The sequence below is a fragment of the Luteibacter sp. Sphag1AF genome, assembly GCF_014192715.1.
GTDB lineage: Bacteria > Pseudomonadota > Gammaproteobacteria > Xanthomonadales > Rhodanobacteraceae > Luteibacter.
Genome location: NZ_JACHYH010000002.1, coordinates 423,023 through 447,668, shown reverse-complemented (window position 1 = coordinate 447,668; position 24,646 = coordinate 423,023). Strand labels below are relative to the sequence as shown.

The 24,646-nt window shown below is 63.1% G+C and carries 26 protein-coding genes; 13 read left to right on the top strand and 13 right to left on the bottom strand.

All coding sequences use genetic code 11. From position 1 onward, the window contains the following. Positions 1-48 precede the first annotated feature (48 nt). Positions 49-1,494, bottom strand: a complete 1,446-nt coding sequence (locus FHW69_RS09120) for a hypothetical protein (protein ID WP_183422731.1) — start codon at positions 1,492-1,494, stop codon at positions 49-51. A 152-nt stretch (positions 1,495-1,646) separates the two neighbouring features. Here FHW69_RS09120 and FHW69_RS09115 point away from each other — a divergent pair, with 152 nt between their 5' ends. Then, positions 1,647-2,012: a PadR family transcriptional regulator gene (locus tag FHW69_RS09115; RefSeq protein ID WP_183422729.1), complete on the top strand. Its 366-nt coding sequence runs from the start codon at positions 1,647-1,649 to the stop codon at positions 2,010-2,012. Further along, the gene (locus FHW69_RS09110) at positions 2,009-2,893 is read left to right on the top strand and encodes a sensor domain-containing protein (protein ID WP_183422728.1); all 885 of its coding nucleotides are present in this window, start codon (positions 2,009-2,011) and stop codon (positions 2,891-2,893) included. Before FHW69_RS09115 ends, FHW69_RS09110 begins: the two co-directional genes overlap by 4 nt. 14 nt (positions 2,894-2,907) lie before the next feature. On the opposite strand, the gene FHW69_RS09105 is transcribed toward FHW69_RS09110, so the two are convergent. From FHW69_RS09105 to FHW69_RS09095, 3 genes are all read right to left on the bottom strand, one after another. Further along, positions 2,908-4,098 carry a DUF1501 domain-containing protein gene (locus FHW69_RS09105; RefSeq protein WP_183422726.1) on the bottom strand — a complete coding sequence of 397 codons (1,191 nt, stop codon included), beginning with the start codon at positions 4,096-4,098 and terminating at the stop codon, positions 2,908-2,910. A 12-nt stretch (positions 4,099-4,110) separates the two neighbouring features. Next, positions 4,111-5,622, bottom strand: a complete 1,512-nt coding sequence (locus FHW69_RS09100; RefSeq protein ID WP_183422725.1) for a DUF1800 domain-containing protein — start codon at positions 5,620-5,622, stop codon at positions 4,111-4,113. Positions 5,623-5,758: 136 nt separating this feature from the next. Continuing rightward, positions 5,759-6,088 (bottom strand): hypothetical protein, encoded by a 330-nt coding sequence (locus FHW69_RS09095; RefSeq protein WP_183422723.1) that lies wholly within the window; start codon positions 6,086-6,088, stop codon positions 5,759-5,761. 100 nt (positions 6,089-6,188) lie between these two features. On the opposite strand from FHW69_RS09095, the gene FHW69_RS09090 reads away from it, so the two are divergent. Continuing rightward, a complete protein-coding gene (locus FHW69_RS09090) occupies positions 6,189-6,800 on the top strand; it encodes a class I SAM-dependent methyltransferase (RefSeq protein WP_183422722.1) in 612 nt (203 codons plus the stop codon). Here FHW69_RS09090 and FHW69_RS09085 read toward each other — a convergent pair. Continuing rightward, a complete protein-coding gene (locus FHW69_RS09085) occupies positions 6,793-7,593 on the bottom strand; it encodes a CPBP family intramembrane glutamic endopeptidase (protein WP_183422721.1) in 801 nt (266 codons plus the stop codon). The two genes, FHW69_RS09090 and FHW69_RS09085, sit on opposite strands and share 8 nt — an antisense overlap. Positions 7,594-7,715: 122 nt before the next feature. Between FHW69_RS09085 and FHW69_RS09080 the strand changes: the two genes are divergently transcribed. Further along, a complete protein-coding gene (locus tag FHW69_RS09080) occupies positions 7,716-9,287 on the top strand; it encodes a TerC family protein (RefSeq protein WP_183422719.1) in 1,572 nt (523 codons plus the stop codon). 8 nt (positions 9,288-9,295) lie between these two features. Here FHW69_RS09080 and FHW69_RS09075 read toward each other — a convergent pair whose 3' ends face one another. Next, positions 9,296-9,700, bottom strand: a complete 405-nt coding sequence (locus tag FHW69_RS09075) for an MAPEG family protein (protein WP_183422718.1) — start codon at positions 9,698-9,700, stop codon at positions 9,296-9,298. Positions 9,701-9,811: 111 nt separating this feature from the next. Between FHW69_RS09075 and FHW69_RS09070 the strand changes: the two genes are divergently transcribed. Further along, positions 9,812-10,684 carry a neutral zinc metallopeptidase gene (locus tag FHW69_RS09070; RefSeq protein ID WP_183422717.1) on the top strand — a complete coding sequence of 291 codons (873 nt, stop codon included), beginning with the start codon at positions 9,812-9,814 and terminating at the stop codon, positions 10,682-10,684. A gap of 56 nt (positions 10,685-10,740) precedes the next feature. Continuing rightward, on the top strand, positions 10,741-11,088 hold the full coding sequence (locus FHW69_RS09065) for a YkgJ family cysteine cluster protein (protein WP_183422716.1): 348 nt from the start codon (positions 10,741-10,743) through the stop codon (positions 11,086-11,088). Between the two features lie 152 nt (positions 11,089-11,240). Here the strand turns inward: FHW69_RS09065 and FHW69_RS09060 are convergent, their stop codons facing one another. Next, positions 11,241-13,133 (bottom strand): DEAD/DEAH box helicase, encoded by a 1,893-nt coding sequence (locus tag FHW69_RS09060; protein ID WP_183422715.1) that lies wholly within the window; start codon positions 13,131-13,133, stop codon positions 11,241-11,243. A gap of 154 nt (positions 13,134-13,287) precedes the next feature. Here FHW69_RS09060 and fghA point away from each other — a divergent pair, with 154 nt between their 5' ends. Continuing rightward, complete coding sequence (gene fghA / locus FHW69_RS09055; protein WP_343203998.1) at positions 13,288-14,130, top strand: S-formylglutathione hydrolase; 843 nt, start codon at positions 13,288-13,290, stop codon at positions 14,128-14,130. 19 nt (positions 14,131-14,149) lie between these two features. Further along, positions 14,150-14,686, top strand: a complete 537-nt coding sequence (gene rimJ, locus FHW69_RS09050; protein ID WP_305067780.1) for a ribosomal protein S5-alanine N-acetyltransferase — start codon at positions 14,150-14,152, stop codon at positions 14,684-14,686. A 45-nt stretch (positions 14,687-14,731) separates the two neighbouring features. On the opposite strand, the gene FHW69_RS09045 is transcribed toward rimJ, so the two are convergent. The 3 genes from FHW69_RS09045 to FHW69_RS09035 form a co-directional block, all read right to left on the bottom strand. Then, entirely contained in the window at positions 14,732-16,084 is a 1,353-nt protein-coding gene (locus FHW69_RS09045; RefSeq protein ID WP_183422713.1) for a DEAD/DEAH box helicase, read from the bottom strand. A 250-nt stretch (positions 16,085-16,334) separates the two neighbouring features. After that, on the bottom strand, positions 16,335-16,991 hold the full coding sequence (locus FHW69_RS09040; RefSeq protein ID WP_183422712.1) for a class I SAM-dependent methyltransferase: 657 nt from the start codon (positions 16,989-16,991) through the stop codon (positions 16,335-16,337). A 57-nt stretch (positions 16,992-17,048) separates the two neighbouring features. Next, positions 17,049-17,342 (bottom strand): hypothetical protein, encoded by a 294-nt coding sequence (locus FHW69_RS09035; RefSeq protein WP_183422711.1) that lies wholly within the window; start codon positions 17,340-17,342, stop codon positions 17,049-17,051. A gap of 151 nt (positions 17,343-17,493) precedes the next feature. Between FHW69_RS09035 and FHW69_RS09030 the strand changes: the two genes are divergently transcribed. Then, positions 17,494-18,732, top strand: a complete 1,239-nt coding sequence (locus tag FHW69_RS09030; RefSeq protein WP_183422709.1) for an MFS transporter — start codon at positions 17,494-17,496, stop codon at positions 18,730-18,732. Positions 18,733-18,787: 55 nt separating this feature from the next. Next, positions 18,788-19,279 (top strand): peptidylprolyl isomerase, encoded by a 492-nt coding sequence (locus FHW69_RS09025; RefSeq protein ID WP_183422708.1) that lies wholly within the window; start codon positions 18,788-18,790, stop codon positions 19,277-19,279. 94 nt (positions 19,280-19,373) lie between these two features. Here FHW69_RS09025 and FHW69_RS09020 read toward each other — a convergent pair whose 3' ends face one another. The 3 genes from FHW69_RS09020 to FHW69_RS09010 form a co-directional block, all read right to left on the bottom strand. Further along, the gene (locus FHW69_RS09020) at positions 19,374-19,799 is read right to left on the bottom strand and encodes an organic hydroperoxide resistance protein (protein WP_183422707.1); all 426 of its coding nucleotides are present in this window, start codon (positions 19,797-19,799) and stop codon (positions 19,374-19,376) included. Then, positions 19,796-20,251 (bottom strand): MarR family transcriptional regulator, encoded by a 456-nt coding sequence (locus FHW69_RS09015; RefSeq protein WP_183422706.1) that lies wholly within the window; start codon positions 20,249-20,251, stop codon positions 19,796-19,798. The genes FHW69_RS09020 and FHW69_RS09015 overlap by 4 nt, the downstream gene beginning before the upstream one ends. A gap of 75 nt (positions 20,252-20,326) precedes the next feature. Then, positions 20,327-20,881, bottom strand: coding sequence for a C40 family peptidase (locus FHW69_RS09010; RefSeq protein WP_255494716.1), 555 nt, complete (start codon positions 20,879-20,881; stop codon positions 20,327-20,329). Positions 20,882-21,013: 132 nt separating this feature from the next. On the opposite strand from FHW69_RS09010, the gene FHW69_RS09005 reads away from it, so the two are divergent. From FHW69_RS09005 to hutG, 3 genes are all read left to right on the top strand, one after another. Beyond that, positions 21,014-22,273 carry an FAD-dependent oxidoreductase gene (locus tag FHW69_RS09005; protein WP_183422705.1) on the top strand — a complete coding sequence of 420 codons (1,260 nt, stop codon included), beginning with the start codon at positions 21,014-21,016 and terminating at the stop codon, positions 22,271-22,273. A gap of 71 nt (positions 22,274-22,344) precedes the next feature. Next, positions 22,345-23,703 (top strand): glutathione-disulfide reductase, encoded by a 1,359-nt coding sequence (gene gorA, locus FHW69_RS09000; protein WP_183422704.1) that lies wholly within the window; start codon positions 22,345-22,347, stop codon positions 23,701-23,703. 25 nt (positions 23,704-23,728) lie between these two features. Then, on the top strand, positions 23,729-24,511 hold the full coding sequence (gene hutG, locus FHW69_RS08995; RefSeq protein WP_183422703.1) for an N-formylglutamate deformylase: 783 nt from the start codon (positions 23,729-23,731) through the stop codon (positions 24,509-24,511). Positions 24,512-24,646: the final 135 nt, after the last annotated feature.

Genomic DNA, 24,646 nt, shown 5'->3' with positions numbered 1-24,646 from the left:
TGGAAGTTGTCGGTGGCGGTCGTTCGTGAGGTGACCGCCGGGTTGGTATCAGGTCGGTGGAGGCTTGGCGAGTTTCGCCATGGCATCGAATATCTCCCGCACACGCACCTCGTCGTCAAACCAGGTGGTTTGGCCAAGGACGACGGTGGTTGAGGCGGGGAAGTCCTTTTCGATGCGGCGTTCGATCGCATCGAGGATGGGCGACATGGTGGTCCACTCGCTGTCGTATGTCTGCGCCATCTGTTCCGTGGAGGCGTATCGCCCGTAGACGTGCCTGGCAAGATCCTTTTTCAGTTCAAGGAGCTCGCCCTCACCAACATATCCGCTCCAGTCATCTTTCAGGAAGTCGCGGCCGCTGTCGAGTATTCGCTTTCGCACGGAAAGCGCATCGGTTTCGGTACGCGGCGAGGCAATGGTGGCGAGTACTTCGCCTTGTTGAATCCGGTGCCATCGCATGAGCAGGCGCCCGACGAGATACGGCGCTGCACCTGAAATCGTGATCGGAGAGAACTGGCGCCTGGCGGTGATATGGGCCTGTATTTCGCTGTGAACGCGTTCCACGACAAAGTCGGTGAACTGAAGGTCGAGCTTGTTTTTCCCGTCCATCAGCGAAAACAGGATGCCCTTGAAGTCGTTCGATTTCACGAGTTTCTGGATAAAGGCTTCCGGGTAGCCCCACATGGAAAGTATCCCCATGTCGATGCGGCGGTCTTCCGGCACGGCGCCCAGCACATCCAGTACCCGGCGGACATCCTTTCCCATCAGCGTCATGGTCAGGTTGTTGATCGTGTTTTCAAGCTTCTGAACTTCCGCATTGTCGACCACCTTCCTGACCGAGAAATAACGGTCCTGAATGTCGGTGTGACCGATCATCAGCGTGTTCAGTTCGTTGAAGCCGATAAGGCGGATAGTGATCTTGCGCAGCAAGGCGTCGATCTCCCCAAGCACCTGCGCCGGATCAATGTTCTTGAATGCCTTGTACTGACTGACTACTTCGCCGATCCATCCGGCCAGCATGTTGCTTTCATCGAGCGATGTGCTGACGGAGAGGAAGAACGATTTCGCGGGCTCGTTGAAATCTTTGGATGCCGCGAAGATGTATGTGAATGTCTCCGGGTCTGGCATCAGCCGGGGATCAGCCAGGGCATGCAGGCAGAACTTGATGATTTCGCGAACGGCATCGGGCATCGTGATGAGCGATTCGTAGCGCTTGCACTGGATCACGCCCACGTGCACGCCGTCTTTCAGCAGGGCACAGTCGCGACCCCGTTCGCTGACACCCTGCATGAGCACCGCAGTGTCGAAATCACCGTAGCGATGATTTTTCTGCGCGGCGTGCTCAGAAAAAATGCTGTGCAGCAGGCACTCGAACTGGCGGTCGGACAGAAGCGAGAACGGGTATCCATCCTGAAGCTCGTGTACCGTCGGTTTGGTGGCGCCAGCAAGATCGGCCCGGATGTCTTCCGGCGTGGCGTAGTGCATTGAGTCGGTCATCTAATCCCCTGTCCCGTCCTGTGGTCCATCCGGGCGCCCGGAGCGCCGGACACGCAGAGTACCCGCACCTCCCGTGACTTCAAGCACACGCACTAGTGCGAACTTCGTACTAGATTGATCTCCAACCTAGCCAGTGAGCTCGGGGAGGCTTTATGGATGATCTCGGTGTGCACCTGAAAAAGTTCCAGAAGGAGCTTTCGGCGGGCACCGTCTCTCTGGTGTTGCTGGCCGTGCTCGCCAAGGCGCGTGAGCCGATGTACGGCTACCAGATCGCCAAACAGCTGGAAGGGGCGGGGGAGAGTGTGCTGGCCGGCAAGCAAAGCGCGCTTTATCCCGTGCTGCGCAACCTTGAAGGCAGCGGCCTGCTTGCCAGCGAAATGGAGCCGTCCATCAGTGGACCGCCCCGTCGTTATTACCGGATTACGCCAGATGGTCGCGCCGTGCTCGCCGAGTGGACTTCGGCCTGGCACGCCACGCGGGCATCCGTGGACACCGTTCTGCAAGGAGGTATGTCATGAGCACGCCCCGCACCATCGCCCAATACCTGGACCAGTTGCGCGACGCGCTGCGTGGTCAGGACCCCGCCCTGATTCAGGACGCGCTTTACGACGCCGAGGAACATCTTCGCGCCGAACTGGCCGAGAATCCGGATCGCTCCGAGGCCGATATGCTGGATCACGTGGTGAACAGCTACGGCAATCCGGAGGAAGTGGCCGAAATCTATCGTGGCCGCGAGGTCACCGTGCAGCGCGCGCTGCGACCGCCGAAGCCGCCGGCACGGCGCTCCCTGTGGGGTGCATTCTTCGGCGTGGCGATGGACTCGCGCACGTATGGCAGTCTGTTCTACATGCTGCTGGCACTGGTGACGGGCATCTTCTATTTCACCTGGGCGGTCGTTGGCATCAGCCTCTCGGCGGGTCTGGCCGTGCTGATTATCGGCATCCCCTTCGTCATCCTGTTCATCGGCACGGTGCGTGCGCTGTCGCTGGTGGAAGGGCGCATTGTCGAGTCGATGCTGGGCGTGCGCATGCCGCGGCGGCCGCCTTATCCGGCACGTGAGGGCACGTTGTGGTCACGCATCGGCGCCATGTTCGTCGATGCGCGCACGTGGGGATCGCTGCTGTACATGCTGGCGATGCTGCCACTGGGCATCATCTATTTCACGCTCACCATCACGTTTATCGCGGTGTCGATCGCCTTCACGCTTGCTCCGGTCGCTCGCGCCGCGGACAGCATGGACATCTTCTTCCACGGGAATGTTCACGTCGACGTGAACTGGCCCGGTGCGATTGCACTGGGCTTTGCAGGCGTGATTCTGCTGTTTGCCACGCTGCACATGGTGCGTGGCCTAGGTCAGGTGCATGGTCAGATCGCCCGCCACTTTCTTGTGAAAAGCTGATCCTCAAGGGGCTGTTACACCAGCCCCAGATCGCGTGGCGACGAGCCTGGAAACACTTTTTGCAGATCGTCGCCAGACAAGCCCCAGCCACGTTTCAGCAAGCCGCCAATGACGTCGCGATAGTTGTTCAGCACCGGGTAGTCGCGATTTTGCAGCAGGGTGCCGGCGTTGATCGGCACCTGCTGACCGGCGATGCGGCCACCGGATACCTTGCCGCCCAGCACCCAGTAGGTGGTGCCGTGACCGTGATCGGTGCCTTTGTTACCGTTTTCGCGGAACGTGCGGCCGAACTCGGAAACGACGACCACGACGGTGTTGTTCCATTCGTCACCCAGCGCATCGGCGAACGCGCCAAGGCCCTGGCCGAGGTTATCCAGGTTGTTGGCCAGCTGGCCCTGTGCGCCGCCCTGATTCACGTGGGTGTCCCAACCGCCCACATCCACGAAGCCCAGACGAAAGCGGTCACGCATGAGTGTGGCGATGCGCTGGGTCTGTGCAGCGAAGTTCCTGGCACTTACGGCGCCACGGCTGGCGGCGACCATTTCGGTTTGCAGATCCTTCGCCACCTGCTGGCGAAGTTGCAGGCCATCGGTCGCGGCGGCATGCAGCGCCGTGCCTTCATACATGCTGCTGAGAATGGATGCCTGGCGGTCGTCGAACACGGCCTTGCCGTCGCCTTTCAGCGAGATGTTCGGAACATCGCCCGCACCACGGAAACTGAGTGGCAGTGCATCGGTAAAGGCAATGGGGGACGAGCCACGCAGCACCGTGGAGAGGCGTGCCATGAATCCGGAGTTGTAGTCACCCCGGCTGTCGGCGGCGTGGCCTGATTCAATGTTGTCCTGGGTTTCGAAATGGCTGCGGGACAGATCGTCTGTGCCAGCAAACGGCACGAAGGCGAGTTGCTTCCTGTCCCATAACGGCCCCATCGACGAAGCGACCGCGGGTGTAAGGCCCCAGTGGGCATCCAGCGCGCGAACGCTGGATGGATTGCCGGCATCGGGCCGCGCCAGCGCGATGCTGGGTCGTGACTCGTAGTAGAAGTCGCTGCCATAGGGGACCAGAAGATTGTTCGCATCGTAACCACCGCGCAGAAACACCAGCAGGAAGCGTGGTGTGGAAGCGGGTGCAGCGAACAGCTGGCCGGCCATGGTCAGGGCCGGAAGGGTAAGCGCGGTGGCGCGCAGAAATTGGCGACGATCCATGGGGTTCTCGCCTCAGTGGTAGTTGAAGTCGGGGGAGGAAAGCAGGAACGTGTTCCATTCCTGCTGCGAACTGGACTGGCCCAGCGCATCGCGCGTCTTCGCGTTGAGGAACGGCTCGATAGTGTCGTAGTACGTGCGGCTGGCCAGCTGCGGGAAGCCGCCCGTGTGGCGTTTGCCGTCCTCGTCCAGGTCAAACAGGTGATTGGCGCCGCTGCCGATGGAGCGTGCAATCTCGAAGCGCTTGGACATCTGTCCGGAACTTGACCACTCCGTATCACTGAGGGGCCAGCCATCGGGCGTAATGCGGCCAAACGGTGCCTGACCCAGTGCGTTCAGCCAGTTGATCATCGGGCGGGCGTTGGGAATGGCGACGCCTTCGTAAGCAAGGCGCATGGACGATACGACGAATTGCGTGGGGTCTTTGTAGCGCTTGCCCAGCGAGGCTTCAAATTCCTTCGACGTCAGCATGGTGCGCATCACTTCGGCGATGTCGCCGTCGGTATGCCGGAAGGTGCGCGCCATGTGCTCGATGAGCGCAGGGGGTGGATTGTCCGAGACGAAATACCTGGCGAGGTGGGTGGATACGAAGGTGGCGCAGGCGGGACTCCTGACGATGAGGTCCACGGCTTTTTCCACTTCGGCAAAGCCGCTGCCGTGAATGGTCTGGCCGAGGAAAACCTTGTCACCGAAGTCGTGGCGCGCGGGGTTGAACTCGAACACACCTTCGCGAACATACAGCGCCTGCCATTGCGGGCGCAGCCGGCGCGGTTCGTTGTCGAAGTTCACGCCCACACCGGTGAGGATGCGCGCGAGTTGCTGCACGTCTTCCTGGGTGTAGCCGCTGTTGACGCCCAGCGTGTGCAGTTCCATGAGCTCGCGGGCATAGTTCTCGTTGATCTTGTCGCGAGCGTTCTGGGCGTTGTCCAGGTATTCCAGCATGGCGGGGCTTTTCAGCGTGGCCATCACCAGGTCACGAAACTTGCCCAGCGCGTGGGGCCGGATGGTGTTCTGCGCATAATCGGCAACGAGCCAGCGCACGCGGCCTTTTTGCTGGAAGACGCTGAAGTGGTTCAGCCAGAACCACACCAGTTGCTCGCGCAGCTGTCGCTCGTCGTACACGGCCTGCAACAGCTGGGCTTGCTGAGCCTGTTGGGCATAGTCGTTGCCCTGCTTTTGCAGTGCCTTCTTTGCCTGCTGCTGCGCATCGCCATCAGGCAGGTCCTTGATGGCCTTGTACTGGTCGCGCACGCTGTCCATCTGCGTGGTCAGCGGCTGGGAAATGGCGTCGAAGCTCATGATCTGCGCGCGCACGTTGGCCGGCAGGGCGTCGCCTTTGGGATCAAGCTGTTCGTCGAGGAACCGGCGTTTGCCCAGTTCGCGAAAGCGCGCGACTGTGGCAGCGTCAGCGCCGAAGGTGACCCGCTGCAGCCACGCCACGTCGTCGTGATTCAACGGCGCGTCGGCCGCAGGTGCGGCGGCCGGGGCAAGAAACATCAGCAGTGCGGGCAGGGCGAACCATCGCATTCGGAGTCCTTCGATTCGCGCCCGGATGAGCGCGCCGTGTGAACCCTAAACGATGTTGGGGTGGCAGCGTTTACTGCGAAGGCAAAACGCTGATCGCGCGTTTATCCGCCAGCCATGCGCATGATTTTACGAATGATTACTCATCATCGTCGTCTTCATCGCGACCGAACATTTCATCGTCTTCAGGGCCCAGGAACTCCAGCGCCGCTTCCATGTTTCGCGCGGTCGCTTCGGCGAGCCGACGCACCAGTTCCATACTGCCTCTCGGTGCCTGCACTTCTGCCACGTACGAGGTCGAGCCGGCGAGGTCGTCGGACATTTCGCTGGAGCTGGAGTCGTCGCGCATCTCGTTCATCAGGTCATCAATTTCTTCGACGCGGTCAACCTGCTCGACGCCCTCAATGGCAGACAGCATCGTGTCGAATGCATCGCGGGAGCCGGTGAGGCGCAGGCGGATGGTAGGCATGGGAGCTCCTTGAACGGATGGAAAGACAAATGCGCAACCGATGCTGCATCCGTGGATGTATGCCGGAGGTGTATGGGCATTTGCCGTTAAGATCACGCCCATGGCAAAGACATACGACCAGGCTTATTTCGACAAGTGGTACCGGCACCCGGACCATTCCGTACGCTCACCCGCAGAACTCAAGCGCAAGGTCGCCATGGTATTGGGGCAGGCGGAGTTCTATCTGGGGCGCCCTGTCCGCAATGTGCTGGACGTGGGATGCGGCGAGGCGCCATGGCGCGCCGTGCTGCGTGCCATGCGTCCGGGCATCGACTATCGCGGGCTGGACGCCAGCGAGTACGTGGTGTCGCGTTATGGCCGTTCGCGCAACATTGGTCTGGCACGCTTCGGTCAGCTGGCCGAACTGCGTTTCGATACCCGCTTCGACCTCATCGTTTGCACCGATGTGCTGCATTACCTGAAGCCTGCGGAGATTCGCGCGGGCCTGACCGGTATCGGCGAGATGCTGGAAGGCCTGGCGTTTCTTGAGGCTTATACGCGAGAGGACGATGTGGGCGGCGACCGCGAGGGTTTCATTTCCCGACCGCCCGCGTGGTATCTGCGGGAGTTCTCCGAAGCGGGCCTTTTGCCCTGTGGCTCACAGTGCTATCTGGGGCCAAGGCTGGAACGGCACGTTGCCGCGCTGGAGCGGGCGCAGCTGCCGGTCAGGTAGAGGCGACGAACCACGCCGCGGAGGCAAGCGCATTGTTGACGGCGTGGGCGGCAATCGAGGGCCACAGCGAGCCACTGCGTTCGCGCAGCCACGCGCACGTGGCGCCGATCAGCACCAGGTTGGGCACCGCGTACCAGGCCCAGGACAGGTCAGGCAGGTGCACCATGCCGAAGACGAGCGCCGAGATCGTTCCGGGAATCCACGCGGTATAGCGCGCGCGAAGGGTGCCGTACAGGGCGCCGCGGAAAATCAGCTCTTCGACGAACGGGCCGGCCAGCACCACGACCGGCAGCATCAGGAAGCGCATGCCCATCGACGCGTTATCGGCCAGCTCGCTCACCGCCTGGGTCACTTCGTGATCCTGCGCCACCATGTTGGTGATGAGGGCGCCGACCACCGGGAGAAACGTGCCAAACACGAAGCCCGCCAGCATGAACCCGCCGGAAGGGCGTACCAGGCCGATGCCTCCGGGCCCGCTCACCTGCATCCAGTCGCGCCAGCGCCACCTCACCAGCGCGTAGGTGGCGACGCAGGAGGCCAGAAGGGTGCACACGACCAGAACGATCACAACATCCGGCTGCCGCACCGCCCTGTCAATCTGGGCCGGGTCGGAGGTGCTCATGCCCACGTAGAGACGCGCCAGCCATCCGAAGACCTGACCCAGGCCAAGCTGGGCAATAAAATAGAAGATCATCGCCCCCACGCCATCCAGCACCTTCGGAGCAGGGCGGTTGGGGGCGGGAATGGAGTGAAGCGTCAGGGGAGCAGGAAGCGGGGGTGGAAATGAAGTCATGGGGCACCCTAGCTGACCCCGGCCGAATCCCGCAACGGGCCTGATGGCACAGCGTGTTCGCGCGACACCTGTATAGTGTTGCGTCCCTAATGGAGGAAATCTGGCGCTCAGGGCGCCAACCCATGTTCGCTTTCGACTGGCTTGCCGATCCTTCCGCCTGGGCGGGTCTCCTGACGCTTATCGTTCTGGAGATCGTGCTCGGTATCGACAACCTCGTGTTTGTCGCGATTCTCGCCGACAAGCTGCACGCCCGCCAGCGCGACCACGCGCGGCTGCTCGGCCTGGGGCTGGCGCTGGTCATGCGCCTGTGTCTGCTGGCGGCCATGTCCTGGCTGGTGACGCTGACCCAACCGTTGTTCAACTGGAACGGTTTCGGGCTGTCCTGGCGTGACCTGATCCTGGTGATCGGTGGCGCCTTCCTCCTGTTCAAGGCCACGCTGGAACTCCACGAGCGCCTGGAGGCTTCCGACGACGGCGATGGCAAGGGCGCCCGCCGCGCCAGTTTCTGGCTGGTGGTGGCGCAGATCGTGATTCTGGATGCCGTGTTCTCGCTGGACTCGGTCATCACCGCCGTGGGCATGGTCGACCACCTCAGCATCATGATGGTGGGCGTGGTCATCGCCATGGCCCTGATGATCAGCGCCAGCAAGCCGCTGACCAACTTCGTCAATGCGCGGCCGACGATCGTCATCCTGTGTCTTTCGTTCCTGCTGATGATCGGTTTCAGCCTGATCGCCGAAGGTTTCGGGTTCCATATTCCCAAGGGCTATCTGTACGCGGCCATCGGCTTCTCGATCATGATCGAGGCGTTCAACCAGACCATGCGCCGCAATCGCCGCCGGTCGCTGCTGGTGGGCGGCCGGGTGATGCGTGACCGCACGGCCAAGGCGGTGCTCCGTCTGCTGGGTGGCAACGCGGACGACGAGAACGAACCGGGCACCAAGCACACCCAGGCGTCGGAAGCCGCCGAGCCGTCCGTGTTCGGCAAGGACGAGCTGGAGATGGTGCAGGGCGTGCTGGACCTGTCCCAGCGGCCAGTGCGTTCGATCATGACCCCGCGTACGGAAATCTTCTGGATGGACCCGGACGATTCCTTCGACACGCTGCTGCGCGAGTCGCGGGAGTCGTCGCATCACTGGATGCCGCTGGCGCGGGGCGACCTGGACGAGCTGATAGGCGTGGCGTCGTCGCGCGACCTTCTGGCCAGCCTCAACGATCACGGCCGGGTGGATGTGGAGCGCATCGTACGCAAGCCGATCACGGTGCTGGAGTCGCTGAGCGTGCTGCGCCTGATCGATGAATTCCGCCGCGCGCCGTTGCAGATGGCGCTGGTAGTCGATGAATACGGCAGCATTCTGGGCCTGGTTACGCCGGCTGACGTGCTGGAAGTGATCGCAGGTGAATTCCCCGACGACGACCGCGAAGGTGACCCTTCGGCGGTCAGTGAGCCGGATGGTGCCTGGTTGCTGGACGCCAGTCTGGATGTGCGCCGCGTTGAACACCTGCTGGGCCGTCGTCTTCCCGGTGACGGCAATTTCTCCACGCTGGCGGGCTTCGTGCTGCAGCGGCTGGGCCGCATTCCGACGCCGGGCGACCGCTTTGAAAGCGATGGCATGGAGTTCGAAGTGACCGCGATGGAGGGCGCCCGCATCCAGCGCATTCGCGTGATGGCGCTGGAGCGGGACGAGGACTGACGCGCCGGTTACGGCGCGTTGTTCTCCATGATGGCCATGCCGATACCACCGGCGGACATCACCATCAGGGCTGCCCAGGCGGCCAGCGACAGGATGAAGGCCGGGCCGCGACGCGAGGCGTCGCGCGAGTAGGCCATGGCGTACCACACGCGGGCGGCCAGCCAGACCAGCCCAGCGATGCCAGCCCAGAGCGGATCGGCGTACTGTGAGGCCAGCCAGAGGGCGGGAATGAACATGACGGCGCTTTCCAGCGTGTTCATCTGTACGCGCCATACGCGTTCAAAAGCGGGATCGCCACTCACGGCGGGCGCCTTGATACCGTAACGGGAGCGGGCGCGGCCGACCATTGTCAACGTGGCGAACAACAGAATCAGCGTCAGCACGGTGACGATGGCGGGTAACTGGCTGGTCATGAAACGTCCTGTGGGGGCGGAAAGGGGACGGCGTACTGTAACGGGAAAGGCAGATACCATCAGCCTGAAAAGGGCTCCAATTCGGCCACGAATCAGCAACGGGAGAGGCGCATGCTCTGGCAGAAGGGTCGTAGAAGCGACAATGTGGTCGATGGCGGCACAGGCAGCGGCGGTGGTGGCGGCATGGGCGGCCGCGGGCTGGGTCTGGGTGGCATGGTGATTCTGGCCATCCTCGGACTGGTGTTTTTCAAAGACCCCACGGCATTGCTGGGGCAGGGCGATCCGGGCGCGGCGGCACCGCCGGGCCAGACGCAGCAAGCGGCTCAGCCTCTCAATGAAAACGACCCTCAGGTCGATTTCGTCCGCGCGATCCTAGGCGAGACCGAGGACACCTGGACGGCGATCTTTCAGGCCCGCGGGCAGACCTACGAGCGCCCGCAACTGGTGCTGTTCCGCAACAGCGTACGCACAGCCTGCGGTTCGGCGTCGTCGGCGGTCGGGCCGTTCTACTGCCCGGGAGACCACCGGGTGTATCTGGATCTGACCTTCTTCCAGCAGATGCAGTCTCAATTTCATGAGTCGGGCGACTTTGCCCGCGCCTACGTGATCGCGCACGAGGTGGGTCACCACGTGCAGAACTTGATCGGTGTATTCGACAAGGTGGATCAGGCCCGCCGGCAGGGCGCCGCGTTGCAGGGGGCCACGGGGTTGTCGGTGCGTCAGGAGTTGCAGGCCGACTGCTTTGCCGGTGTGTGGGCCAACAAGTCGCAGCAGCGCCAGCAGTGGTTGCAGGAGGGGGACGTGGAGTCGGCCCTCAATGCCGCCACGGCCATTGGTGATGACCGCCTTCAGGAACAGGGTCAGGGACGGGTGGTGCCTGATTCCTTCACGCATGGCACGTCAGCCCAGCGGGTGAAGTGGTTCAAGGCGGGGCTTCAGAGCGGCGACATGGGGTCGTGCAACACGTTCTCCGGCGCCATTTAGCCACGTGGGGATCGCAGTCACGCAGGCGCCTGGCAAACCCATTACCATCCGCGCCCATGACTCATCCCTGCCTCTCCTGCGGCGCCTGCTGCGCCCACTTCCGCGTCGCCTTCCACTGGATGGAAGCCGACACGGAAGGCGGCGGCGTCGTGCCGCCTGAATTCACTGAAAAGCTCGACATGCATCGTCTGGCGATGCACGGCACGAACCAGAAACATCCGCGCTGCCGTTCGCTGGTGGGCAAGGTCGGGGAGGCCGCGCATTGCGGCATTTACGAGCGCCGCCCGTCGCCCTGTCACGATCTGATTCCCGCCTGGGAAGACGGCAACCCCAGCCCTCAATGCGACCGCGCCCGTGCCGCCCACGGCCTGCCTCCGCTGACCCCGGAAAGCTTCGCAAGTTAAGGGCGGGAGCGAGCTTGCCCGCGATGCGCAGCCGATGCTCCGGTGCGCGGATTCATGGCCCTGAAACGACAAACCCGTACGGCGCTTGCGCACCGTACGGGTTCGTTGTTCGAGCATCTGATGCGTTGACTGAATGGGTCAGTCGACGGGGATCAGAAGTCCTTCTTGCGACGCGGCGGCTTGCCACCACCGGCCGGACGCGGGCCGTTCGGGCGGAAGTTGCCACGCGGCGGGCGCGGGGCGGACGACGGTGCCGACGAGGACGACGGCGGTTCCGTGCCGTCCCACTCGCTGATGCGCAGCTGCTGGCCCGAGACCCACACCTTTTTCAGGTGCGTGAACACGTCGCCCGGCATGCCATCGGGCAGGTCGATCAGGCTGTGTTCGTCGCGGATGCTGAGGCGGCCGATGAACTGGGCTTCGATGCCGCCTTCATTGGCGATGGCGCCGATGATGTTGCCCGGCTTCACGCCATGTTCGTGACCCACTTCAACGCGGTAGGTCTTCTTGCCGTGCTCGGTGACGTGCGCACGCGGCTGGCGCATGCCTTCGCGCGGCGGACGCTCGCTGTCGCGCTGCGGGCGATCACGGCGGTCGCCACGATCACCGCGGTCGCCACGATCACCGCGGTCGCCACGATCCGGGCGGCTGTCGCGCGAGTCGAAGTCACGCTGCGGACGGTCGGTGTATTCGCGACGCACAGGCGTGGGATCGAGCAGCAGCGGTGCGTCGCCCTGGGCGATGCGCGCGAGAGCGGCGGCGATCTCGATGGCGGGAATGTTGTGTTCCTGCTCGTACTTCTCGACCAGCTGCTGGAAGATGCCGAGGTCACCCGTGGCAAGCGTGTCAGTGATCTTCTGCGTGAACTTGGTCATGCGGTGATCGTTGACGGCTTCGATGGTCGGAAGCTGCATCTGTTCGATGGGCTGGCGCGTGGCGCGTTCGATGGCGCGCAGCAGGTTACGCTCGCGCGGTGTGACGAACAGGATGGCCTCGCCACTGCGACCGGCACGACCGGTACGGCCGATGCGGTGCACGTAGGACTCGGTGTCGTGCGGGATGTCGTAGTTCAGCACGTGGCTGATGCGCTCGACGTCGAGGCCGCGTGCGGCAACGTCGGTGGCGATCAGGATGTCCAGCTTGCCGTCTTTCAGCTGCTGGATCACGCGCTCACGCTGTGCCTGTGCGATGTCGCCATTGATGGCGGCAGCCGCAAAACCGCGTGCCTGCAGCTTGCTGGCCAGTTCTTCGGTGGCCTGCTTGGTGCGTGCGAACACGATCATCGCATCGAAGCTTTCGGCTTCGAGGATGCGGGTGAGGGCGTCCAGCTTGTGCACGCCGCTGACCCACCAATAACGCTGGCGAATGTTCGCAGCGGTGGTGGTCTTGTTCTTGATCGTGACTTCGACCGGGTCTTTCAGGTAGGTCTGCGCGATGCGGCGGATGGGAGCCGGCATGGTGGCGGAGAACAGTGCAACCTGACGACCTGCCGGCGTGGCCTGCAGCAGCTTCTCGACGTCGTCGATGAAGCCCATGCGGAGCATTTCGTCGGCTTCGTCCAGCACGATGAAGCGCAGGGCGGAAAGGTCGAGCGTGCCCTTGTCCAGATGGTCGATGACGCGACCGGGCGTGCCCACGATGACCTGTGCGCCGCGCTTGAGGCCCTGCAACTGCGGGCCGTAGCTCTGGCCGCCGTAGATCGGCAGCACCTGGAACCCGGGCATGTGCGTCGCGTACTTCTGGAAGGCTTCAGCCACCTGGATGGCCAGTTCGCGCGTCGGCGCGAGCACCAGCGCCTGCGGCTTGCCCGGACGCACATCGATGCGCGACAGGACGGGAAGTGCGAAGGCAGCGGTCTTGCCGGTGCCGGTCTGCGCCTGACCGATGACGTCGCGGCCTTCGAGCAGGGGAGGAATGGTGGCAGCCTGGATCGGCGAGGGAACCTCGTAGCCGACGTCGGCAAGCGCGCGCATAACTTTTTCGTCAAGCGCGAGCGCGCTGAAACCGGGCTGTGCCGGAGCGGTATCTGAATCAGGGGATGACATGGCGACCTCGAAGCGGGGCACACCGGCGTCTTGTACGCCAGGCGGTGGGATTATTCTACCAGTGATGACTGTCGAACGCTTTGTTTTCGTGACGGAATGTGTCGCATTCGAGGTTAGACTCTGGGGTTGGGTTGGTATGGCAAAGGAAGAACTTGTGTCTCAAATCGAAACGACATCGGAACAGCGCTGCTTTGGCGGTACTCAGGGCTTTTACAGCCATGAATCCCGGGAAACCCGCGGTGCGATGCGGTTCGCGGTCTACCTGCCGCCGGCCGCAGCCGAGGGCAGGGTGCCCGTGGTGTATTGCCTCGCTGGCCTGACCTGCACCCACGAAACCTTCACGATCAAGGCCGGTGCGCAGCGCGTGGCGTCGGAATTGGGACTGGCGCTTGTGATGCCCGACACGAGCCCGCGTGACACGGGTTATGAAGGCGCCACAGGCGACTGGGAATTCGGTGAAAGTGCCGGTTTCTACCTCGATGCCACCCAGGCACCGTGGGCGGATCGCTTTCGCATGTACAGCTATGTGACCGATGAACTGCCGGCTTTCGTGGCAAAGCATTTTCCTGTGGACGCATCGCGCCAGGGCATCCTTGGCCACTCCATGGGCGGTCATGGCGCGCTTACCATCGCGCTGAAACATCCTGACCGTTACCGCTCCGTATCCGCTTTTTCTCCCATCGTGGCGCCCATGCAGGTGCCGTGGGGCGAGAAAGCGTTTGGCCGCTATCTGGGGCCGGATCGCCGCCGCTGGGCCGACTACGATGCCACTGAACTCCTGTCGCGTGGCACGTTCCCGGGCACGATCCTGATTGACCAGGGCAGTGCCGATGAGTTCCTGGACAACCAGCTCAGGCCTGAGTTGTTCGAGAGCCGTTGCGCGCAGGTGGGGCAGGCGCTGGATCTGCGCATGCACCGCGGCTACGACCACTTGTACTACTTCATTCAAAGCTATATCGAAGATCACCTTCGACATCACGCCGCCGCGCTGGCCTGACATGGGTCAACCCGTACGGATGCGAACCTCCCGCACGATCATCCGGCTGCTTGAGCCGGATGAGGCGCCGATCCTGCTCCGATACCGCATGGAAAACCGTGCGCATCTGGAGCCGTGGGAACCTCTGCGCCAGGCTTCCCATTACACGCTGGAAGGCTGCAGGCAGGTGATCGAGGCAGGTATTGAAGCGGCCCGTTCCGATCGTGGTTATCCCTTCGTGATCCTGACGCCCGACAGCGGCGACATGATTGGCAGCTTCACGCTGGCCAACGTGGTACGCGGCGTGTTCCAGGCCTGCCATCTTGGCTACGGCATCGCGTCCCGCCATGAAGGACAGGGTCTGATGTTCGAGGCACTGGATGCGGCGGTGCGTTATGCCTTTGGCCCTCTGGACTTCCATCGGGTCATGGCCAACTACATGCCGCGCAATGAACGCAGCGGTCGCTTGCTGGAGCGTCTGGGTTTCGAGCGCGAGGGCTATGCGAAGCGTTATCTGAAGATTGATGGTCTTTGGGAAGACCACGTGCTTACCGCAAAGGTGCGCGCCGAAGGGTGAACGCGCTGACCCGCGTGGCAAATGCCGCGCGGGTCAGCGTGGAAATCACGCCTTGCCGCTGACCGAGCCGCCCGGACGACGCTGGCGACGACGCTTGTGGGCGCCATTGCCTTCACCGGTGCTGGCACCGGAGTGACCATGCGGGCGATGCGAGGCCGGGCGCGCTCCACCATTGCCGGCAGGACGAGCGCTGTTGCCGCCCGGGCGTGCCTGACGCTGCTGCTGTTTCGGACGCGGCGCACCGGCATCCAGACGCAGCGGATGGCTGGGCTCGAAGCCGGCCACTTCGGTGATGGCGATGTCGGATTTCAGCAGGCGACGGATGTCGCGCAGCAGGCCCGATTCATCGTGGCTGACCAGCGAGATCGCCTGGCCTTCGGCACCCGCACGGCCGGTACGGCCAATGCGATGCACGTAGTCTTCGGCAACCATCGGCAGATCGAAGTTGATCACGATGGGCAACTGGTCGATGTCGATGCCGCGGGCTGCGATATCGGTGGCCACCAGCACGGTGACACGGCCCGACTTGAAGTCGGCCAGTGCTTTCGTGCGGGCGTTCTGGCTCTTGTTGCCATGGATGGCGGCCGAGCGCAGGCCGGCGCCTTCCAGGAAACGGACCAGCTTGTCGGCGCCGTGCTTGGTACGGCTGAACACGAGCGTCTGGCGACGGCTGTCGGCAGAGAGCAGGTGCAGCAGCAGGTCACGCTTGGCAGCCGCGTCCACCGGGTGAACGTGGTGGGTCACCGTGTTGGCGACCGTGTTGGCCGGCGACACGGAGATTTCCTTCGGCTCGCGCATGAACTGCTGGGCAAGGGCCTTGATTTCCGGCGCAAACGTGGCCGAGAACAGCAGTGTCTGACGCTGGCGCGGCACGGCAGACAGAATGCGCTTGAGCGCCGGCAGGAAGCCCATGTCGAGCATGCGGTCGGCTTCGTCCAGGATCAGCACTTCAACCTTGGACAGGTCGACCGAGCGCTGCTGCATGTGGTCGATGAGGCGGCCGGGCGTGGCCACCACAACGTCAACACCGCGACGCAGCGCGTTGAGCTGGTTGCCCATGCCCACGCCACCAAAAATAACGGTGCTGGAAAGGCGAACGTACTTGCCGTAGTCACGCAGGTTGTCCTGCACCTGAGCGGCAAGCTCACGGGTCGGGGTCAGCACCAGCGCGCGGATGGGACGACGGCCTTCGCCGCGGTCGTCACCGGCAAGCTTCTGCAGCAGCGGCAGAGAGAACGCCGCGGTTTTGCCGGTGCCGGTCTGCGCGGCAGCCATGACGTCACGGCCGGCCAGCACTTCAGGAATGGCAGCCGCCTGAATGGGGGTGGGGGTTTCGTATCCGGCTTCGGACAACGCACGCAGCAACGCGGGCGCAAGGCCCAGCGATTCGAAAGACATGGAGAAGCTCCTGCTTGTACCCGGAGCGTTCCCAGAAACCGCGCTGCGAGTTATGAATTGGCAACCGCGCACCGGAAACGGAGGCTGGTCGGTGTCGAGCGCGCTATCGAGGGCGGCAGAACGGGCGGGGAAGAATCCGCGCCGGAAGTTCGCAAGGGAGTCGGAGCGACGGCAAGACCAGCGGGAGTATACCTTGTCGCGGTGCACAAGTCACCGTGCACCTGAACGGAAGTCCGTAAGTTATTGACGACTAACGCTGTGCGACCATCAGGTAGCTGTTGTAGGGCGTGCGGCCGAACAAGGGAGTGAATACCACGCGCAGTCCCCGGGCCTCCAGCACCGAGCGGATGTCCTGCTCGCTGGGGAAATACTGGGCGCCACCGGGAATCCAGCGGCTGGCCTTGATGACCCATTCTTCCCACACGGTGGCACGGAAACGCCATGAGCCGTCGCGGATGACGTTGCGCAGTACCAGCACACCATTCTCGGCAAGGTGGTCCACGGCGTAGTTCAGCAGGCTCGCCTGGCGGTCAGCCGGCAGGTAGTGCAGCACGTCCAGCAGGGCCACATGTCCCTGGTGGGCCAGCGGCGTGGTGGCGTCGGCCACCTGAAGGTTGAGGCGTTGCCCGAGGCCGGCACGTTCGGCAGCGGCCTGTCCGGTCGCGATCTTGGCCGGATCGTGATCCAGTCCCGTGTACTGGTCCAGCGCGTCGAATGCGTGCAGGTAGTGGCCCAGCAGGCCCATGCCGCAACCAATGTCGATCAGGGGCAACCGCCGGCCGGCAAGTGCGCGGGCTGTAGCGGCATATACCGGGTCGCTGGCGAGCTTGCCCGTCACGTAGAAACGGTCGCCGCGGCGATCAAAACGCGACGCGATGGCGCGGCGCTGGGCTTTATCAAGTATCACGGGGCGTGCCTCCCTGCGGGCGGGCACGCCCCGCGCACGGTGTTTATCCGGCAGCGGTCAGTGCTGCTGGGGTGCCGAGTCCTTATGGACGTAGGCATTGTATTCGGCCGGGGACAGTTTTCCGTTGTGATCCGTATCGGCTTCGCCGAAATGGGCGCGCAACGGTTTCAATGCGTCCACATCCTTGGGCAGGTCTTTCCGGGAGAGGTAACCCTTGTTGTCCTTGTCCAGATCGGAGAATGCGGGAGCATCGTGGCTGGCCTGATCCTGCGGGGCAGGAGCGGCGATGGCGGGGGCGGAAACGACAGCGACAGCGAATGCTGCGGTGGCGATCAAAAGCGAGTACTTCATGAGTCCTCCTTCTTTCCTTTGGTGCCCGGAAAACGTCCGGTTCGTCGCCGTGGCGGTCCCTGCCGGAATCCGTCACGACATGGCGGGGCTCGCAAAGCGCCCTGCGTCCGTATGCTAGCCTCTGCGCCGCCCGTTGCCGAGGAGTTTGCAGATGTTCGTTCCCGCCGCCTTGCGCGAACTCGACAGCACGCAGCGACATACCGTTGCGGCCAGCTTTCTGGGCTGGACGCTGGATGCCTTTGACTACTTCCTGCTGACCTTCGTCATCGTGGCCGTGGCGCACGAGTTCCAGGTGCCCGACAGCAAGGTGACTTACGGGCTTTTTCTTACTCTTGCAGCACGGCCGCTGGGTGCCCTGATTTTCGGGCGGCTGGCAGACCGGTACGGTCGCCGACCGGTGCTGATGTTCGACATCATCCTGTTTTCCATCCTTGAAGTGGCCTGCGCGTTCGCGCCCACACTGGGCGTGCTGCTGGGACTGCGGTTCCTGTTTGGCATTGCCATGGGGGGCGAGTGGGGCATCGGCGCGTCGCTGGCGATGGAATCCATTCCGGCCAGGTCACGCGGGCTGGTGTCGGGGTTGCTGCAAAGTGGTTATCCCTGCGGGTTCTTTCTGGCAGCGTTGGCGAACTGGCTGCTGGTCGATCATATCGGCTGGCGCGGGCTGTTCATTGTGGGTGCGGTGCCTGCGCTTCTTGTCATCTATATCCGCCGCAAGGTGCCGGAATCGCCCGTGTGGGAAGAGCGTCGGCATGAAGCGCGCCAGGGTGTGATGGTGTCGATGCGTGGGCACTGGATGCGTTTTGTGTATCTGATGCTGCTGATGGCTGCCTTCAACATGTTCAGCCATGGCTCGCAGGACATGTACCCGACCTTCCTGCACGAAAACCTCGGCCTGAAACCCGGCTCGGGCACGGCGTTCATGCTGACCGCGCTGCTCAACCTGGGCGCGCTGGTGGGTGGCCTGTCTTTCGGCGCGTGGTCTGAGCGGATCGGGCGTCGCCGGGCGATGATCATTGCTGCCGTGCTGGCCATCCCGGTCATCCCGCTGTGGATGTACGGCGGGTCGCTGATCCTGCTGGGCCTGGGCGCCTTCCTGATTCAGGTGATGGTGCAGGGCGCATGGGGCGTGGTGCCCACCCATCTCAATGAGCTGTCGCCCGACTCGGTACGTGGCACGTTGCCCGGCTTCGCCTATCAGATGGGCAACCTGCTGGCTGCCATTACGGCGACCGCACAAACCTGGCTTGCGGAGCGTCGCGGCGGGGATTTTGCCTTCTCCATGTCGGTGTGGATCGCCGGGGTCGCCCTGGTGCTGGCCTTGCTGCTCTGGCTGGGTCCGGAGGCCCGGGGCGTGCACTTCGGCAAGGACCGTCGGAAGACGGCGTGACGCGGGGGCGGTCGCCCGCTAACATCCCCGCTTTGAATTCGTTCGGGATACACCCATGCAGGCTGGCAAGGACAAGGTCATTTCGTTCCATTACACGCTGGGCGTGGATGGCAATCAGGTCGAAAGCTCCAAAGACGCGGGCGAGCCGCTCTGGATCCTGCTTGGCCACGGCCAGCTGATCCCGGGCCTGGAAGCCGGTCTGGAAGGCAAGTCGGCGGGCGATTCGTTCGACGTCGAAATCACGCCGGAGCAGGGCTACGGCCCGCGTCAGGAAGGCATGACCCAGCGCGTGCCGAAGAAGTTCTTCCAGAATGGCGCCAAGCTCAAGGTCGGCGATTCGACCGTGCTGTCGCTGAAGGAAGGCGGCCAGCGCGTGGTTGTGGTGCAGAAGGTTGGCATGTCGGTGATCGACGTCGATCTGAACCACCCGATGGCCGGCAAGACGCTCAATTTCCACGTTGATGTGGTCAGCGTGCGCGACGCCTCGGAAGAGGAAGTGCAGCACGGTCACGCCCACCCGGGTGAAGACGGCAAAGCCGCGCACTAAGTCAGGCTGTTCCGAATAAAGAAAAGGCGCTCACCGTGAGGTGGGCGCCTTTTTTGTGGCTGGCGGGAAGGGCTCCCGAAGCGCGCTTTAAGAATCAGACCAGCTTGATCGTCACATCAACGTTGCCGCGCGTGGCGTGCGAGTACGGGCAGATGTCGTTGTGAGCGGTGTCCACGATTTCCTGGGCCAGCGTCTTGTCGATGCCCGGCAGGCTGACGTCCAGTTCGACCTGGATGCCGAAGCCGGTCGGCTCACGCGGGCCGATGCCGACCTTGGCGTGCACGGACGGGTCTTCGAGTTTCACTTTCTTCTGGCCGGCAACGAAGCGCACTGCGCCTTCGAAGCAAGCAGCGTAACCCGCTGCAAATAGCTGCTCCGGGTTGCTGGCGCCGCCAGCGCCGCCCATTTCCTTAGGCAGGCGCAGGTCGAGCTTCAGGATGCCGTCGCTGCTTTCAACGTGACCTTCGCGGCCGCCGTGAACGGTGGCTTCAGCGGTGTAAACGACTTTGGACAGGCTCATGGTGTGTTTCCCTTTTCGGAAGTGTCATTGACGAGATGGGCGGTGAGGATCTTGAGTTCCTCCCGCAGTTGGATGACGTCGTCGGTGGCCATGCCGGTCTGGCACAGCAACTGACTGGGGATGGATTGGGCGCGTTCGTGCAGGGCGCGACCTTCGTCGGTCAGCGAGACGAGCACACTGCGCTCGTCCTCCGGACGGCGAACGCGGCGCACGAGGCCTGCTGCTTCCAGGCGCTTCAGCAACGGAGTGAGCGTTCCGGAGTCGAGCAGGAGCTTCTCGCCGAGCTCGCTTACCGTCAGGCCATCGCGTTCCCACAGCGCCAGCATGGCGACGTATTGCGGGTAGGTGAGGCCCATGTCTTCGAGCAGCCGCCGGTATGTGGCGGTCATGGCGCGCGACGCCGCATACAGGGCGAAGCAGAGCTGGTCGTCGAGGCGGAGGGTGGCTTTCATGGAATCAATGAAAGCACGCAATTAAATTGTGCGCAATATAATTAGTCGCAACTGAACCGCCTTGTTGCCATCCGTTCAGTTGAGTACGCGTTTCCCGTAGACGAAGTTGTCGCGCCAGTAGCTGCCGTCCAGATCGTCCAGCCTCACCGTGCCGCCCGAATTGGGCGCATGTACAAAGCGGCCTTTGCCGACATAAACGCCCACATGGGTGATGCCGCGCTTGCCGAAGAAGACGAGGTCTCCACTGGCCAGCTGGCTTTCCTCCAGGCGGGGACGGTCAAGCGCTGCCATCTGCTGGGACGTGCGGGGAAGCTTCACGCCCGTAGAGGTCATGTAGATGTAGTTGACCAATCCGCTGCAGTCGAACCCGCCCGAAGGTGTATTGCCGCCCCAGCGGTAGGGCGTGCCCACCAGTCCAATGGCGCGGAACAGCACATCGTTGGCGGCATCCGGCGGAATGGCGTCTGCGGGCCGGGTGGACCAGCCCAGATTCATGGGGCGAGACGGGCGCGGGGCCTTGTGGGGAGCGCTGCCGCAGGCTGCAAGAAGCGCACATAGCAGCAAGGGTGCGGCCAGCTTGACGGAGCGCATCGCCCCGGAAAGGCATGTTTGGCTGGCGAGGTAGGCCATCGGACGTTCCCTGCATGGATCGCGACGGAGGAAGGTTAGCAAATCAATTAGTTGCGGGAAACATCTCAGAGAACAGTCGAATTTACTTCCGCGACAGCTTCACGTGGCCTATCCAGCGATTAAACTTGTCTGATGGATGCATCCCGAAGTGACGTATTGATCCTGGGCGGAGGCGTCATCGGCCTGGCCTGTGCTCTTTATCTGCTGCGTGCGGGCCTGTCTGTCCGGGTGCTGGAGCAGAACTTGCCCGGATCGGGCGCTTCGCACGGCAACTGCGGCACGATCACGCCCAGCCACGCCACCCCGCTGACCATGCCTGGCATGGTGGGTACGGCGTTGCGTTCGCTGTTTCATCGTGACGCGCCGCTCTACGTGAATCCGCGCCCCGATCTGGATCGCCTGCGCTGGCTTGCGTCCTTCGCGCGTCATTGCACCTGGCGGGATTTCAACCGCGCCGGTGAGGCACGCGGAGCGCTGCTGGCGCGTTCACGCGCGTTGCTGGGGGAGTTGATCGTCCAGGAGTCGCTGGACTGTGAGTTCGCCGAAGTGGGCGAGCTGTATGTCTATCGCACGGCCAGGGCGCGGGAGACCGATCAGGCGCATGTCGATCTGCTCGGACGGCTGGGCATGTCTGTGGAATCACTGGATGCTGCGCAGGTGCATGCGATGGAACCCGCTTTGCGCGAGGGTGCTGTCGGCGGTCTGTATCACGCGGATGACGCGCGTCTGCGGCCTGACCGCTACGTTGCCGAGCTGGCGCGCCGTGTCCGTGAACTGGGCGGAAAGATCGAAACCGGCGCGCGCATTGATCATTTCGGCACGACAGGCAAGCGCATTTCCCACGTGCGCACGACCGGTGGTGTGTTCACTGCCGAGCGCATCGTGATGGCGCTGGGTGCATGGTCGCCACCCGTGGCGCGCATGCTGGGGCTGCATGTGCCCATGCAGCCGGGCAAGGGATATTCGCTCACGTGGCCCGAGGCGCCTGCACTGGCGCCCACGCATTCGCTGGTGCTGCGTGAGGCGGCGGTGTGCGTCACCACATGGGCATCCGGGTTTCGTCTTGGCAGCACGATGGAATTTTCCGGGTATCAGGAAGGCTTGAATGAGGTTCGCATCGACGCGCTCCGTCGTGGCGCCTCCGCGTTCCTCACGGTGCCTGAAGGGCGCGGCGCCGCGGTACCCTGGTGGGGTTGGCGGCCGATGACCGTGGACGAAGTGCCGATCCTCGGCCCGAGTTCGCGCTGGTCGAATCTGGTGTTCGCCACGGGACACGGCATGTTGGGCATCAGCATGTCGGCCGCCACGGGCGAACTGATCGCGGGCTTGCTTGCCGGACCTGCACCCATGCTGGATGCGGCGCCGTACTCGCCGGCACGCTTCGGAATCTGATCGCGCGCCGTCACTGCAATTTGTCCCGGCGCGGACTATCGTCATCGCTCGTCATGGAGTGAAAGTGGTTCATGCCAGAAAATTTTGATTTCATCGTCATTGGCGGCGGTTCCGGTGGTCTTTCCTCGGCCATCCGTGCTGCAAGGCATGGTGCTCGCGTAGCACTTCTGGAGCCCAAAGACCTGGGCGGCACCTGCGTCAACGTGGGCTGCATTCCAAAGAAGGCGATGTGGTACGCCGCGCAGATGGCGCAGGCGCAAAGCATTGCGGTGGACTACGGCTTTCATGAAAAGCCCGGCGCGCTCGACTGGCCTCGTTTCATCGCATTCCGCGAGAAGTACATCGAGAACATTCGCGCCAGTTACGCGCAGACGCTGGACAAATCCAAAGTCACCGTCATTCGCGAAACCGGAAGGTTCATTGCGGCCGATCGCATTCTGGCTGGCGACCGCGAGATTCATGCACCGCATGTGCTCGTCGCTACAGGTTCCGCACCGAACCGGCTGGATACGCCAGGTTTTGATGTGGGCGTGGTATCGGATGGCTTTTTTGCCATGCGCGCGTGCCCCCGTCGCACCGCCATTGTCGGTGGTGGTTACATCGCCGTGGAACTGGCAGGCGTGCTGCGTGCGCTCGGAAGTGACGTGGACATCTACGTGCGTGATCGCCTGATGGGCGGCTTCGACGAAGAGATGGCGTATCTGCTGGGTGAGGAAATGCGTGCGCACGGCATCCGTATTCACTACCAGTGCCAGATCACGGCCGCGCATGAAAAAGATGGCGCCATTCTTCTGGACTGTGACAAGGGCGATCATCCCGGCCCTTATGAAGCATTGATCTGGGCGGTAGGCCGGCATGCCAACACGCGCACACTGGATATCGGTGCCATCGACCTGGCCACTGACCGGCGCGGTCATGTGATCGTGGATGAGTGGCAACAGACGAATGTCCGTGGCGTATACGCCGTGGGCGACGTGACGCCGAACAAGGCATTGACGCCTGTCGCGGTTGCGGCCGGGCGGCGTCTGGCTGACCGGCTGTTTGGAGGCATGCCAGAGGCAAAGCTGGATTACTCCAACATTCCCAGTGTGGTGTTCTCGCATCCGCCGCTGGCAAGCGTGGGCATGTCGGAGCAGGAGGCGAAGGAGGCATTCGGCGCCGACATGCACGTGTACAAGCAGTCGTTCATCCCGATGCAGCTGGCGTTGGCCGGGCAACGCATGCGCAGCGTCTACAAGTTGATTTGCACCGGCAAGGATTCGCGGATCGTTGGCATCCAGATGCTTGGGCCTTCGTCGGATGAATTGCTGCAAGGATTTGCCGTGGCGCTGAAGATGGGCGCGCGCAAGTCCGATTTCGATGCCACGGTCGCCATCCATCCCACGTCCGCCGAGGAAATGGTGCTGATGGGCGACCGCGTGCCGGGTTAGGCAGCCACAGGTACACTTCCATCTCATGATTCCCTATACCCTGCATCGCGGCACAGCGCCGCTCCTGGTCAGCCTGCCGCACAACGGCAGTGCCATTCCTGATGACATCGCGGCGCGCATGACGCCGCGCGCACGCCGCTCGGTGGACACCGACTGGCACGTGGCGGAGTTATATGACTTCGCCCGCGATCTGGGCGCCAGCGTGCTGCGACCGTTTGCGTCGCGCTACGTGGTGGACCTGAATCGTCCTGCTGATGGGCACGCGCTGTATCCGGGCCGCAAGGAAACCGGTCTCGTGCCCACCATCATGTTCGATGGTCACGACGTATATGAAGCAGGCCAGGAACCCGATGCGGCGGAAATCGCCCTGCGCGTGGATCGCTGGTGGCGTCCGTACCACGAGGCGATCCGTGGCGAGATCGACCGGCTGAAGGCCGAACACGGACGCGTGGTGGTGTGGGAAGGCCATTCCATCCGCAGCCACGTGCCGATGCTTTTCGATGGCAGGCTTCCCGACTTCAACCTTGGTACGGCCGATGGCACGAGCTGTGCGCCCGAACTCGAAGCGCGTCTTGTCGAGGTGCTGAAAACGCAGGACGACTACTCGTTCGCGGTCAACGGACGCTTCAAGGGTGGTTACATCACACGGGCGTATGGACGTCCGGATGAAGGCATCAGCACGGTGCAAATGGAGCTGGCGCAGATCAACTACATGGACGAAGACAGCTTCGCGTACCTGCCGGAAAAGGCGGCAGGCGCACAGTGGCTGCTGCGGCAGATGCTTCAGCTGTGCGTGGCTGCGTCGTAAGTTATTACGCGTTGATTTCGCAGGAAAAAACGCCAAATCCTGTTCAGTTTACGTATGCCTCACATGGCGCAAGTTAGGGCCCGTCGCGCCACCCGGGGCGGAAGGGTTCCTTCCCGGTCCGCGACCTCACATCGA